Annotated in this window: 11 protein-coding genes; 10 read left to right on the forward strand and 1 reads right to left on the reverse strand. The window is 42.9% G+C overall.

Going from position 1 to position 13,894, the window contains the following annotated elements; all coding sequences use genetic code 11:
- The first annotated feature begins 87 nt into the window (after positions 1-87).
- The 10 genes from pyrR to pyrE all read left to right on the forward strand — a co-directional run bounded on the left by pyrR (position 88) and on the right by pyrE (position 11,728).
- Complete coding sequence (gene pyrR, locus O2Q26_RS00195; protein ID WP_289214054.1) at positions 88-630, forward strand: bifunctional pyr operon transcriptional regulator/uracil phosphoribosyltransferase PyrR; 543 nt, start codon at positions 88-90, stop codon at positions 628-630.
- A gap of 133 nt (positions 631-763) precedes the next feature.
- Positions 764-2,146, forward strand: coding sequence for a solute carrier family 23 protein (locus O2Q26_RS00200; protein ID WP_289214055.1), 1,383 nt, complete (start codon positions 764-766; stop codon positions 2,144-2,146).
- A gap of 148 nt (positions 2,147-2,294) precedes the next feature.
- Positions 2,295-3,176: an aspartate carbamoyltransferase catalytic subunit gene (locus O2Q26_RS00205; RefSeq protein WP_289214056.1), complete on the forward strand. Its 882-nt coding sequence runs from the start codon at positions 2,295-2,297 to the stop codon at positions 3,174-3,176.
- On the forward strand, positions 3,177-4,469 hold the full coding sequence (gene pyrC / locus O2Q26_RS00210) for a dihydroorotase (protein ID WP_289214057.1): 1,293 nt from the start codon (positions 3,177-3,179) through the stop codon (positions 4,467-4,469). It abuts the gene before it with no gap.
- A complete protein-coding gene (locus O2Q26_RS00215) occupies positions 4,450-5,544 on the forward strand; it encodes a carbamoyl phosphate synthase small subunit (RefSeq protein WP_289214058.1) in 1,095 nt (364 codons plus the stop codon). Before pyrC ends, O2Q26_RS00215 begins: the two co-directional genes overlap by 20 nt.
- Positions 5,537-8,737 (forward strand): carbamoyl-phosphate synthase large subunit, encoded by a 3,201-nt coding sequence (gene carB, locus O2Q26_RS00220; protein ID WP_289214059.1) that lies wholly within the window; start codon positions 5,537-5,539, stop codon positions 8,735-8,737. The genes O2Q26_RS00215 and carB overlap by 8 nt, the downstream gene beginning before the upstream one ends.
- Positions 8,737-9,498, forward strand: coding sequence for a dihydroorotate dehydrogenase electron transfer subunit (locus tag O2Q26_RS00225; protein WP_289214060.1), 762 nt, complete (start codon positions 8,737-8,739; stop codon positions 9,496-9,498). The genes carB and O2Q26_RS00225 overlap by 1 nt, the downstream gene beginning before the upstream one ends.
- On the forward strand, positions 9,495-10,403 hold the full coding sequence (locus O2Q26_RS00230; RefSeq protein ID WP_289214061.1) for a dihydroorotate dehydrogenase: 909 nt from the start codon (positions 9,495-9,497) through the stop codon (positions 10,401-10,403). The genes O2Q26_RS00225 and O2Q26_RS00230 overlap by 4 nt, the downstream gene beginning before the upstream one ends.
- 4 nt (positions 10,404-10,407) lie before the next feature.
- On the forward strand, positions 10,408-11,118 hold the full coding sequence (gene pyrF, locus O2Q26_RS00235) for an orotidine-5'-phosphate decarboxylase (RefSeq protein WP_352232189.1): 711 nt from the start codon (positions 10,408-10,410) through the stop codon (positions 11,116-11,118).
- Positions 11,099-11,728, forward strand: a complete 630-nt coding sequence (pyrE, locus tag O2Q26_RS00240; RefSeq protein WP_289214062.1) for an orotate phosphoribosyltransferase — start codon at positions 11,099-11,101, stop codon at positions 11,726-11,728. The genes pyrF and pyrE overlap by 20 nt, the downstream gene beginning before the upstream one ends.
- A gap of 380 nt (positions 11,729-12,108) precedes the next feature.
- Here pyrE and O2Q26_RS00245 read toward each other — a convergent pair whose 3' ends face one another.
- Positions 12,109-13,815, reverse strand: a complete 1,707-nt coding sequence (locus O2Q26_RS00245; protein WP_289214063.1) for an Rqc2 family fibronectin-binding protein — start codon at positions 13,813-13,815, stop codon at positions 12,109-12,111.
- Between the last annotated feature and the right edge of the window lie 79 nt (positions 13,816-13,894).

Consider the following 13,894-nt stretch of genomic DNA (forward strand, 5'->3'; position numbering starts at 1 on the left):
TAGTCGGTTTACACAACGAGAGTCTGTGTACATTAAGCCCTTTTCTGCCTTTATGCGGAAAAGGGCTTTTCGTTTGGAGGTTTATTAATGGAAAGAAAAGCAACAGTTTTAGACGATGCAGCGATACGCAGAGCTCTTACTAGAATCTCCCACGAAATCATTGAAAAGAATAAGGGAGTCGAGGATCTTGTGCTTGTAGGAATTAAGACAAGAGGGGTACCGATTGCAGATCGTCTCAAAGATAAAATCGAAAGCATTGAAGGCCAGGAGATCTCTGGCGGTGAACTTGACATAACGCTATATCGTGATGACTTGAAGAATAAAAGTTATGATGAAGAGCCAGATGTTAAGGAAACGAATATTTCAGTGGATATCACCCATAAAAAAGTCATACTAGTGGATGATGTATTATACACAGGCCGGACGGTGCGTGCCGCAATGGACGCCCTTATGGATCTTGGCCGTCCTTCACAAATTCAATTAGCTGTCCTTGTGGATCGAGGTCACAGAGAACTACCGATAACCGCAGATTACGTCGGTAAAAATATTCCGACTTCCCAAAATGAAGTCGTGACTGTCGGCCTATCCGAGACGGACAAATTAGATGAAGTCGTCATTTTTGAAAATTGAACATACGAACCCTTTAATAAAGTCCGGTGAGGCTTAAAAGGTCGAAAGTAATCTCGTATCCAGGTGATACGTGTACCTCTTTGCGAACCTTTAAGCAAAGAGGTTTTTTTTATGCGAAAAGGAGGAACTTATTATGAAATCAACAGAAGCAGAAGTAGGCATTAGAGAAATACCAAAAGCACCAAAATGGCTTGCTTTAAGCTTTCAACACTTATTTGCAATGTTTGGAGCAACCATCCTCGTACCATTCTTAACCGGTTTACCGCCAGCAGTCGCATTAGTTTCAAGTGGGTTCGGAACACTTGCTTACTTGCTTATTACGAGAGGAAGAATCCCTGCTTATTTAGGATCCAGTTTCGCTTTTATCTATCCGATCATGCAAGTTTCTGAAACTCACGGTGTCGCCGGTGCTATGATAGGGAGTTTTCTTGCTGGGCTGGTATACGGGGCAACCGCCCTGCTGATCACTATCTTCGGCATGAAATGGATTATGAAATTACTCCCTCCTGTCGTCGTTGGGCCAGTGATTATTGTTATCGGTTTAGGGTTAGCTTCTACTGCAATTGATATGGCCATGTATTTACCAGGCGATGAGCAGGTGTACAGTGCTACTCACTTCACAGTCGCTCTCGTGACGTTAGGGATTACCATTCTGGCCACGATATTCTTAAGGGGATTTTTAGGACTGCTTCCCATTTTGATCGGAATTCTAGGGGGGTATGGCTTTGCACTAAGCCAGGGAATTGTAGACACAAGTGAAATAACAGCAGAATGGTCAAGTATCATGTCTGCCAGTTCTTTAGGAGCAACATTTCAAGCCATTTTCCAAATGCCCGAATTTCTAATTCCATTCAGGGATTTTTCACCACTATCTGTTTTTAGCTGGCAAATTGTTTTCCTTATGGTTCCGTTCGCCCTAGTGACCATTACAGAGCATATCGGTGATCAGATGGTTCTTTCAAAAGTAGTGGGACGCAACTTTTTGAAAAATCCAGGGTTGAACCGTTCAATCCTCGGTGATGGCGTAGCTACGGTTATCGCCTCATTTCTCGGAGGGCCTCCAAATACGACCTATGGAGAGAATATCGGAGTACTTGCCATAACGAGAGTCTATAGCGTGTTCGTAATTGGAGGAGCAGCCGTCATTGCTATTTTCTTCGGATTCGTAGGTATGAGTACAGCAGTGATTGGATCAATTCCTTCCGCAGTTATGGGAGGGGTGTCCATATTATTATTCGGAACCATCGCATCCAGTGGTTTACGAATGCTGATCGATAATCAAGTAGACTTCGGGGAGAAGCGCAACTTAATTATCTCTTCTGTCATTCTTGTCATCGGAGTAGGCGGAGCTTTTGTTCAATTGACAGACGATGTTCAAGTACAGGGGATGGCTCTTGCAGCTATATTAGGTGTCCTTCTGAACCTGCTTCTTCCTGGAAAAGAGAAAAGCCAGGGTAATGGAAGCATGTTTGAAGAGCCTGAAGTAGAAGACAATCAATCGAATGGAGCAGCATAACTAAAACCAGCACACGTTTTAACAAAGTCCTGTGAGGCTTTGAAAGGTGTGGCTAGGGCTTAGCTAATTCGTTATGAAACGAATGAAGCACCCCCGGTCACTCCGGGGGTGCTTTTTTTATAGCTATCGATAAAAAGGAGATGAACCCATGCAGCATTTACTATCTATGAACGAAGTGACACACTCACATTTAAACAGCATATTCACAAGAGCTAATGAAATTAAAGATGGAACTGTGGACTGGGCAGCAAAAGGAACGTTTGCAGCTAACATTTTCCTTGAAGCAAGCACACGGACGAAAAACAGCTTTTATATTGCTGAGAGGAGACTCGGCATCGATGTAGTGGATGTCAATGGTTCAGACTCCAGCCTGACGAAAGGTGAAAGTTTAAAAGATACATTAAAAGCGCTCGAGTCCATTGGAGTTCAATTAGTGGTTCTTCGTCAGCCTGAGCAGGGAGTTCTTCAAGATCTTTCTGAAGGGTTGAACTTATCTATCATAAATGCAGGTGATGGGACAGGAGAGCACCCAACGCAAAGCTTACTCGACCTTTACACGATTTCACAAGAATTCTCTTCATTTAAAGATCTTCATGTCACAATTGCCGGTGATATTAAACACAGCAGAGTTGCTCGATCTAATGCACATGCGTTGAAGAAGCTTGGTGCAAAAGTATCGTTCGCAGCTCCTGTAGAGTGGCAGGATGAGTCTTTATCTAGTGAGTACATATCAATGGATGAAGCGGTAGAGGTGAGTGATGTCCTCATGCTGCTTAGAGTGCAATGCGAAAGACATGAAGAACAGCATGTATCCAATAAGGACTACTTGAGTCTATACGGTCTGACTGTGGAGCGTGAAGCGAGGATGAAACGAGGCAGTATCATTCTCCACCCAGCGCCTGTCAATCGAGGTATTGAAATTGATGATGTTCTAGTAGAATGTGAGCGCTCAAGAATTTTTGACCAAATGTCAAACGGAGTTGCCGTAAGAATGGCGATTATCCAAAAATTGTTAGAGGGGGATTTATAAATGTCCATAAAAATAAGAAATGCTAAACGAGTAGTCGAAGGTGAGCTTATAGATTGTGAGCTTTTCATTGAAAATGGGGTCATTCAAGAATGTTCTAAAAAAGTAGCGGGAGAAGCCGACAGGACAATAGATGCAGAAGGGCAGCTGCTCTCTCCAGGTTTTGTCGACCTTCACATCCATTTAAGAGAGCCTGGTGGAGAAAGTAAAGAAACGATCGCTACAGGAACGGAAGCAGCAGCCCGCGGAGGTTTTACTACAGTATGTGCGATGCCTAATACCCGTCCAGTTCCTGATTGTCAAGAAACGATGGAACAATTAAACGATAAGATTAAAAACGATGCAGTTGTCCGCGTCCTTCCTTATGCTTCCATTACAACTCGTCAGCTTGGGAAAGAATTAGTGGATTTTGATACATTGAATCGCGCGGGTGCCGTAGCTTTCACTGATGATGGAGTAGGCGTACAGACCGCTGGTGTCATGTATGAGGCTATGGTAGAAGCCGCCCGCTTAGGACAAACGATTGTGGCTCACTGTGAAGATAATTCACTTATCTATAACGGTGTAGTGCACAAAGGGAACGTAAGTAAAAGGTTGAATGTTCCTGGTATTCCTAACATTGCAGAATCAGTCCACATCGCGAGGGATGTTCTACTTGCAGAAGCTGCTGATTGTCATTACCACGTCTGTCATGTATCAACAAAAGAGTCTGTACGCGTCATCCGTGATGCAAAGAAAGCAGGTATTCATGTAACTGCTGAAGTAACCCCCCACCACTTACTATTAACAGAAGATGATATTACAGAAAACGATGCCTTTTTCAAAATGAATCCACCTCTTCGTTCTAAAGAAGATCAGCTAGCGCTGATCGAGGGGCTGCTGGATGGAACGATTGATTGTATTGCTACAGACCATGCTCCCCATACAGAGGAAGAAAAATCAGAAGGTCTGGTTAAAGCTCCTTTTGGAATTACAGGACTTGAAACTGCATTTCCATTACTGTACACCCAGTTGGTTCAAAAGGATGTTATTACATTGGAACAACTGATTAATTGGTTGACCTCAGCACCTAGCCAATTGTTTCGATTACCTTATGGATCGCTGGAAGCAGGTGCGCCTGCAGATATCACATTAGTCAATATCGACGATGAAAAACAAATAAACCGTCATGATTTCGCTTCAAAAGGAAAGAACACACCATTTCATAATCATGAAGTAAAGGGATGGCCGGTACTTACAATCGTCAATGGAAAAATTGTCTGGGAGGGAACTACAAATGAAACAACTCGTACTTGAAGACGGCACTACATTTATCGGAAAAGGATTCGGCAGTGACCGGGAAAGCTTTGGAGAAGTAGTTTTCAACACTGGGATGACCGGATATCAGGAAGTTATTTCAGATCCTTCTTATTGCGGACAGATTGTGACCTTTACGTACCCTTTAGTAGGGAATTACGGCATAAATCGTGATGACTTTGAGACTGTGAACCCGGCTATTTTAGGGGTGGTCGTGAAAGAGCATTGTGAACAACCTTCTAATTTCAGAAGTGAAGAAACGCTTGATGAGTTCCTTAAGGCTAAAGGGATACCTGGTATCAGCGGAATCGATACAAGGAAATTGACAAAAATCATTCGACAGCACGGAACGATGAAGGCAGTGATTACGTCTGCAGACCGTTCTGTAAGTCAAATATTGAATATGATGAAGGATACACCACTCCCTACAGATCAAGTAAGGCAGGTATCAACGGTTAAGCCATATGTCGTTCCGGGACGTGGTTATCGTATAGTCCTGGTGGATTATGGAATGAAGCATGGAATTTTAAGAGAGTTTACGAAGCGCAATTGTCATATAACCGTAGTCCCTTATCATACATCCGCTGAAGAAATTTTACGATTGAAGCCTGATGGCGTCATGCTGTCTAACGGGCCGGGAGACCCGAAAGACGTCCCTGAATCCATTCAAACGATTCGTTTATTAATGGGACAAGTACCTATCTTTGGAATTTGCTTAGGTCACCAGCTGATCGCGTTGGCTGCTGGGGCCGATACGAGTAAGATGAAGTTCGGACACCGTGGCTCTAATCAACCTGTCAAAGATATAAAATCCAACAGGACGAAAATCACTTCACAAAACCATGGCTATGCGGTCGATACTCAATCGGTTCAAGCTACCAAGCTCAGGTTGACTCAAGTTTCTTTGAATGACGATACCGTGGAAGGTCTTGAGCATAGTACACATAATGTGTTTAGTGTCCAATACCATCCGGAAAGCTCACCTGGACCAGACGACACATCGTATTTGTTTGACGATTTTCTACTTCGTATAAAACAATCTCAACAAAAGAACAAGGAGGCTAATTATGTCTAAGCGTACAGATATCCAGAGAATACTTGTGATCGGATCAGGTCCGATCGTCATAGGGCAGGCTGCTGAATTTGATTATTCCGGCACCCAGGCATGTCAGGCACTGAAAGAAGAAGGTTATGAGGTGATCCTGGCGAATTCAAATCCAGCTACGATAATGACAGACCATACATTCGCGGATAAAGTGTATATGGAGCCTCTCACGTTGGAATTTTTAATGAAAATCGTCCGTAAAGAACGTCCTGATGCTATTTTACCAACATTAGGCGGACAGACAGGCTTGAACTTAGCGGTTGAATTGAGTGATTCAGGAATTCTTGAGCGTTACAGCGTAGACTTGCTGGGAACTCCACTCGAAGCCATTCAAAAAGCGGAAGACCGTGAAAAATTTCGTTCCCTTATGCATCAGTTGGGCCAGCCTGTACCAGATAGTGAAATTGTGAATTCAGTTGATCAAGCGGTGGATTTCGCTGACAAAATCGGTTATCCCGTCATCGTTCGTCCAGCATATACAATGGGAGGCGCAGGAGGCGGCATGTGTGACGACGAAGAGCAGCTTCGTGAAATTGCAAGGAGCGGCATCTACCTTTCACCAGTTAGTCAATGCTTAATTGAAAAGAACATTGCAGGTTTTAAAGAAGTAGAGTATGAAGTTATGCGTGATTCTAATGATCAGGCTATCGTTGTATGTAATATGGAGAACTTCGATCCGGTCGGGATTCATACCGGAGATTCCATCGTTTTTGCTCCGTCCCAAACGTTGAGTGACCGAGAATATCAAATGTTACGTAATGCTTCCTTGGAAATCATCAGAGCGTTAGAGATCGAAGGGGGATGTAACGTCCAGCTCGCTTTGGATCCGAACAGCTTCCAATACTACGTAATTGAAGTAAACCCGAGAGTCAGCCGTTCATCGGCTTTAGCCTCTAAAGCCACAGGCTATCCGATTGCAAAAATGGCAGCGAAAATTGCGGTAGGTATGACCCTTGATGAAATAAGAAATCCGATAACTGGAACCACATACGCTTGTTTCGAGCCCGCTTTGGATTATGTAGTGGCAAAAATTCCGAGATGGCCATTCGATAAGTTCGCCAAAGGAAATCGTAAACTGGGTACTCAGATGAAGGCGACGGGCGAAGTAATGTCGATAGGACGTACAATCGAGGAGTCGCTGCTTAAAGGAATTCGTTCACTTGAAGGTGAAAAAGAGGATTTATATGTCGACTCAGTTGCTGAGTTAAGTCTCGAAGAACTATTTCTCCGCATGAAAAAAGCAGATGATGAACGGATTTACATTTTAGCAGAAGCATTGCGTAGAGAAGTTTCTTTAGAAGATATTCACCACACGACGCAGATTGATTTCTTCTTCTTAAACAAATTACAACGGATCATTAGTCTGGAGCGAAGAGTAACGGAGAAAAAATGGGATATTGATGTTATTAGAGAAGCGAAAGAAAGCGGGCTTTCTGATACCCAGATGGCACGTCTACTATCTGTACCTGAGATGGATGTAATGGAATTCCGAAATAAACATGACATCACACCTGTTTATAAAATGGTCGACACTTGCGCGGGCGAATTCGTGTCAGAAACTCCATACTTCTACAGCACTTATGAGGAAGAGAATGAATCAGTCGTTTCGGAAAACAACAAAGTGTTAGTCATTGGCTCTGGTCCTATACGCATCGGCCAGGGTGTGGAATTCGACTATGCAACCGTCCACTCTGTACTAGCGTTAAAAGAATTAGGATACGAAGCTATCATCATGAACAATAACCCGGAAACGGTATCTACCGATTTCAGTGTCTCAGACAAGCTATATTTCGAGCCGCTGACCCTGGAAGATGTAATGCACGTCGTAAATTTAGAAAAACCGGCAGGAGTCATTGTTCAATTCGGCGGTCAAACGGCAATTAATCTTGTTGAGGGGCTAAGCCGCTGTGGAGTAGAGATCCTTGGCACAACTATGGATGCAATTAACCAGACGGAGGACCGGGATCTTTTTGAGCAGTTGTTAAATAAACTCGATATTGCGAAACCAGGCGGCGAAAGTGTAATCAGTGAAAGTGAAGCTATTCACGCTGCCAAAGAGATCGGCTATCCAGTGGTCGTTAGACCATCCTATGTCCTCGGCGGCAGAGCAATGGAAATTGTCTATTCTGAAGATGAACTAAAAACCTATATGAAAGAAAATGTTCGTGTTCATAACGGTCACCCTATTTTAATCGATAAGTATTTGACAGGTATGGAAATTGAAGTCGACGCGATCACGGACGGAGACGATGTTGTAATACCAGGTGTTATGGAGCATATCGAGCGAGCTGGAGTACACTCTGGAGACTCGATGGCCGTATATCCGACCCAGCGTCTAACAAAGGCTCTCGAACAGCAGTGTGTAGATGCTACCGTGAAGATTGCGAGAGAGCTCAATATGAAAGGGTTAATCAATATCCAGTTCGTCGTATTGGATGATACAGCCTACGTATTGGAAGTCAATCCCCGGGCAAGCAGAACCGTTCCTTTCCTAAGCAAAATAACTGGGGTTACGATGGCACAGATCGCTACAAAAGTCATTATGGGGGAAAGCTTACAATCATTGGGTTATACCTCAGGGATGGCAGAGAAGCCAGATGGCGTCTATGTGAAAGTCCCCGTCTTTTCTTTTGAGAAGCTTAGAAGTGTAGATACGACGCTTGGACCAGAAATGAAGTCTACCGGTGAAGTTATCGGATATGATCAAAGTTTAGAGAAAGCTCTGTTTAAAGGAATGACAGCTGCAGGTTTGAAAATTCCAACTGAAGGCTCTGTACTATTAACCGTAGCAGATAAAGATAAGGATGAGATGCTTGGGATTGCGAAGGTCTTCCATCAGCTTGGTTTCCATCTCTACGCGACGAAAGGAACTGCGAAAACGATTGAGGCAGCGGATTTACCCGTTGAAACTGTAGGTAAACTGGGTTCAGATCAACTAGATATTATTGATCTAATAAGAAACGGTGACGTACAATTCGTAGTCAACACCCTTAACAAAGGTCTTCGCTCTCGTTCAGACGGATTTCTTATTAGAAGGGAAGCTGTGGAACGTGGAATTGCCTGCTTAACGAGTCTCGATACTGCAAAAACAATTGTAGAAGTCATTGATGCTATGACATTTACAGCACGTACGATTGATAAAAAAGAGGCGGTGTTATCTTAATGCTCAGAGAATGGATGACGATTGTAACCCATCAGCAGATCGCTCACCAAACGTATCTATTAGAGCTGCAAGGAGAAATCGCAGGACTAGTCGATAATCCAGGCCAATTTGTACATCTTCAAATCAGCGAACAATACTTCCTGCGCCGCCCCGTCTCTATAGCAGATGTAAGTCCTATCAAAGGGACCATCACCTTACTTTATAAGGTGATGGGGGAGGGGACAGAGGCTTTGACCAAGAAAGGTGCAGGCGAAAAGATAGATGTAGTAGGGCCGGGTGGGAAAGGGTTCCCTATGGATGAAATAAACTCCAAGAAAGCCCTCCTTATTGGAGGGGGGATCGGCATCCCTCCGCTATATTATCTGGCCAAGGAACTGACTGCAAAAGGCATCGAAGTGGTGAGCGTATTAGGTTTTCGATCTGAAAATGACCTCTTTTATTTAGAAGAGTTTAAATCCTTAGGAGAGGTTCATATTACCACAAATGATGGAAGCGTCGGTACGCAAGGTTTTGTTACCGATGCCCTCCCCGCCTTAGATACGATTGAAACTTACTTTACGTGCGGACCGACCGTCATGTTGAAAAATGTAAAAGAAAAGCTGGACGGAATTCCAGGATATATTTCGATAGAGGAAAGAATGGGATGTGGAATAGGAGCCTGTTTTGCGTGTGTACTTGAAACGCCTGGCGGATGTGGAAAGGGATACGTTAAAGTGTGCAGCGATGGCCCGGTTTTCCGCCCGGAGGAGGTCATCTTATGATAGATACTACTGTAAAACTGCCAGGCATCCACATGAAAAATCCGATTATGCCGGCGTCAGGATGTTTTGGCTTCGGGAAAGAATTTTCACAGTTTTATGATTTATCTTTGCTTGGAGCGATTATTATCAAAGCATCGACTGGGGAGCGGCGCTTCGGTAATCAGACCCCGAGGGTTGCAGAAACTTCAAGCGGGATGTTGAATGCAATCGGGCTGCAAAATCCTGGAGTAGACGGCGTGATAGCGGATGAGCTCCCGTTTCTTTATCCTTACAAAACCCCGATCATCGCTAATGTAGCAGGAAGTACACTGGAGGAATATTCACTAGTTGCTGAAAAGTTGTCAAAAAGTGGTGTACATGCTCTGGAAATTAATATTTCCTGTCCGAACGTTAAGGAAGGCGGCGTGCAATTCGGCACGGATCCTGAACTAGCTTACGAAGTCACAAAGCAAGTGAAAAAAGTCAGTAGTCTTCCCGTTTATATTAAGTTGTCACCTAATGTCACTGATATCGTAGGGTTAGCTAAAGCGGTCGAAAAAGCGGGGGCTGACGGCCTTTCCATGATCAATACGCTGACAGGGATGAGAATTGATCCTCACACTCGAAAACCAATTATAGCTAATCAAACGGGAGGGTTATCTGGACCTGCTATAAAACCTGTGGCCATAAGGATGATTCATCAAGTATATCAAGAGGTTGACCTGCCGATTATCGGCATGGGAGGCATTGAAACCACAGACGATATTGTTGAATATTTACTTGCCGGGGCTAGTGCGGTAGCTATTGGCAGTGCGAACTTCAAAAATCCTAACATTTGTAAAGAATTGATTCATGAACTGCCTGAGACATTGCAAAAGTTTGGGTTTAACTCGGTAAAAGAAGCGGTAGGAGGGGCTCATCATTAACCAATTGGAAGAAATTTATGTGGCGCTTGATTTCGAAAGTAAAATGCAAGCTATAGCATTTTTAGATGAACATAAGCTTGATGGAGTACCCGTGAAGGTAGGTATGGAACTTTTTTATAAAGAGGGGCCATCTATGATCCTCGAACTGAAAAAAAGAAACCATCCTCTGTTTCTTGATTTGAAATTACACGACATACCAGCTACGGTCAAACGAGCGATGAGAAGTGTATCCTCTCTTGGGGTGGATGTTGTAAATGTCCATGCCGCTGGAGGAAGCCGTATGATCGAAGCGGCAAAAGAAGGATTAGCTCAGGAAAATGGCTGTGATACTAAATTATTGGCTGTTACTCAGTTGACGTCTACAGACCAGAATACTCTCACCTCTGAACTTCTGATCGATCGTCCGCTGAATGACGTTGTGGCTGAGTATTCTAAGCTTTCCAAGCGCAGCGGGGCTGATGGAGTCGTTTGTTCAGTGAAAGAAGTAGAAGCCATCAAAAAAGCTTGCGGCAGGGACTTTTTAGCTTTGACCCCGGGAATCAGGCAGGCAGAAGATGAACGGCATGATCAAAAAAGGATAGCTACTCCTTTTGATGCTGGATTTCAGGGAAGCGACTCGATTGTAGTTGGAAGAAGTATTACGCATTCAAACAAACCACGGGATACATACGAACGATTCAAGGAGGCTTTCAGTAATGGAAAACAACAAAATTGAAGATTACTTGCTTGAGATTGGAGCCGTGCAAATTCAGCCGAACGACTTATTCACATGGACTTCCGGATTGAAATCCCCGATATATTGCGATAATCGCCTGACTATGTCTTATCCTCATGTAAGAAAACACATCATTGACGAAATGGTAAGATACATCGACCAGCTCGATGAAGAGGTCGATATGATTGCTGGCTGCGCCACGGCTGGAATCCCTCATGCAGCGTGGGTTGCAGATCGACTGAACCTGCCCTTAGTATATGTAAGGGGAGAAGCCAAAAAGCACGGAAAAGGAAATCAGGTGGAAGGCGACTTAAGTCAAGGCAGCCATGTGGTAGTCATCGAAGATCTCATATCTACAGGAAAGTCTTCGATCGCATCCAGTGAAGCCTTAAGAGAAAGTAATAAAAAAGTAGTGTGTATTTTATCTATTTTTAATTATAATTTACATGCAGCTGAAGAGGCATTTGAAGCTAAGAGGTATAAAACACATTCCTTAGCGACTTATAATGAATTGATCCATATCATGAAAGAAAAAGATCAATTAAATGAAGAAGAATATGGAAAACTTCAAAAGTGGAGTGCTGACCCTCAAATCTTCACAAAAAATTAAAACACATTATATTGCGCTTCATGTAAATGGTTAGTACCATAAGAGTAGATACGGAAAGCTATGGTGATGAAATGAAATCAAGAAAGCATTCTTTTTTCATTCTAATTAATGCAGGCTTAGGGTTAATCACTTGTATGGTTTTTCTATATACTTGGATGGCTTTCACATTTATGGAGCCGATATGGTCATTTGAACCCTTACTAAGCTTAGCTGGGTGTTTGACTTTCTTTATATTATGGAATAAATGGTTCCTTAGAAAAGAAAAGCCAAGATACTGGGCGCAGGCTATATTTTCTTATGTTGCAGCAATTATTCTTTTCGTATATTTTTTGAGCAGATAAAAAATCCACTATTTAATATAGTGGATTTTTTCTGCTCATTTAACTTTTCAATTTCTTTATTTCCTCTTTGTCGGGAGTTACGAACAAGGTTTGCTGCTGATCGTAGGTCACGTATCCCGGTTTAGCACCAGAAGGTTTTTTTACATTTTTAATGAGTGTATAATCGACCGGTACAGAGGAGGACTGACTATATTTGCTATAATAAGCTGCAAGTCTTGCCGCTTCAAAAAGAGTATCTTCTGACGGTTTTTCACTTTTTATGACAACGTGGGAGCCGGGAATATCTTTTGCGTGAAGCCAAATATCTTTTTTACTTGCAAGGCGATTGGTCAAGTATTCGTTTTGTTTATTGTTTCTGCCGACATAAATAGTAGTGCCGTCCGTGGAAGTGAATGATTCCGGCGATGGCTTAGAAGATTGGTTCTTTTTCTTGCGAGACGCCGGTTTTTTCTTCATATATCCTTGCTCTCTTAGCTCATCGCGAATATCTTCAATGTCTTCTTCACGTGCTGTTTCAACTTGCTGGATCAATCGTTCGAAATATTCGATTTCGTCTTTTGCCTTCTCAATTTCGATTAGTACGACTTGTTTGGACTTTTTTAACTTCTGATACGTCTGAAAATAGTTTTGAGCATTCTCGCTGGGTGTTTTATTTGGGTTCAATTCAATCGTCATTTCAGATTGATCTGGGTCGTAATAGTCTGCGACAGTTACATTTGAATCTCCCAGCTTCACTAGATGCATATGGGCAGTGAGAAGCTCCCCCATTTTTTGATAATCATCTGCTGCATCGGATTTTTTTAAAGTAGTTTCATGCTTTTTAATTTTTCGTTTGTTCTTATCACGTTCGTTTTTTAAGAATCGATATAAGTCACCAGCCTGCTGTTTTACGCGGTCGCGCTCAGCTTTGCCCGAATAGTAGCTGTCCAGCATTTCACTGACAGTGGAGAAGTTTTTAGTCTCCTCATTCTTATGCTGTAGGTTGAATACATAAAACTGTTCGCGATCCCCAAGGAATAAGGTTGGCTGATAATTATGCTGTAAAATGCTTTGTCTGAAGTTCTCGTACTCTTCTTTATAATTAGCAGCTGAACCTAAACTTGCCCGATAAGCGATTTCTTTAGTGATCATTGGGGAAAAGCCCATCACTTTTTTCAGTATCTGCTGGTCAAGTTTACCGGAATTGAAATCCAATTTCGCGATAAGAGCTTCTCCAGTAAGTTCGATCGGACTAGTTTTGCCTTGTTCAGGAGGCAGGATATACGGCTGTCCCGGCATTACCGTCCGGTGACGGTTTTGAGAAGGAGGCAGGTGCTTGATACTGTCTAAGATATGACCGGCCTCCTCATCTACGAGAAGGATATTGGAGTGTTTTCCCATTACTTCTATAATTAAGGTTTTAACTGTTTCATCACCAATTTCGTTTCTGGACCGAATGTGGAATTTTACAATTCGCTCCATTTCCACCTGCTCGATATTTTCGATGAAGCCTCCAACGAGATGCTTTCTTAAAAGCATGCATAGCATCGGAGGCTCTTTCGGATTGGAATATTGATCTTCGGTCAAATGAAAACGCGCATAAGTTGGGTGTGCTGATAATACGAGCGTATGCTTTGTTCGGTTTTTTCTAATTGTAAAAACTAATTCTGTATCTGTAGGTTGATAAATTTTCATAATTCTCCCGGATTGGATAGGCTCATGGAGTTCATGAGTAATCGCCCGGGTCACAATACCATCAAATGACATGGTTCTCACCTCTCTAGTCTTGTCAGTATAGCAATGATTCGCACGGTTGTGAACATTTTTGGTACACTTAAGACCGGTT

This window comes from Halobacillus campisalis (assembly GCF_030345335.1).
Taxonomy (GTDB): Bacteria; Bacillota; Bacilli; order Bacillales; family Halobacillaceae; genus Halobacillus_A; species Halobacillus_A campisalis.

What these genes read in the sequence shown, in the direction of transcription:
- pyrC (WP_289214057.1), top strand. Translation starts at nt 3,177, where the DNA reads ATGTCCATAAAAATAAGAAATGCTAAACGAGTAGTCGAAGGTGAGCTT.
- O2Q26_RS00245 (WP_289214063.1), bottom strand. Translation starts at nt 13,815, where the DNA reads ATGTCATTTGATGGTATTGTGACCCGGGCGATTACTCATGAACTCCAT.
- O2Q26_RS00205 (WP_289214056.1), top strand. Translation starts at nt 2,295, where the DNA reads ATGCAGCATTTACTATCTATGAACGAAGTGACACACTCACATTTAAAC.
- pyrE (WP_289214062.1), top strand. Translation starts at nt 11,099, where the DNA reads ATGGAAAACAACAAAATTGAAGATTACTTGCTTGAGATTGGAGCCGTG.
- O2Q26_RS00230 (WP_289214061.1), top strand. Translation starts at nt 9,495, where the DNA reads ATGATAGATACTACTGTAAAACTGCCAGGCATCCACATGAAAAATCCG.
- O2Q26_RS00200 (WP_289214055.1), top strand. Translation starts at nt 764, where the DNA reads ATGAAATCAACAGAAGCAGAAGTAGGCATTAGAGAAATACCAAAAGCA.
- pyrR (WP_289214054.1), top strand. Translation starts at nt 88, where the DNA reads ATGGAAAGAAAAGCAACAGTTTTAGACGATGCAGCGATACGCAGAGCT.
- carB (WP_289214059.1), top strand. Translation starts at nt 5,537, where the DNA reads ATGTCTAAGCGTACAGATATCCAGAGAATACTTGTGATCGGATCAGGT.
- O2Q26_RS00215 (WP_289214058.1), top strand. Translation starts at nt 4,450, where the DNA reads ATGAAACAACTCGTACTTGAAGACGGCACTACATTTATCGGAAAAGGA.
- O2Q26_RS00225 (WP_289214060.1), top strand. Translation starts at nt 8,737, where the DNA reads ATGCTCAGAGAATGGATGACGATTGTAACCCATCAGCAGATCGCTCAC.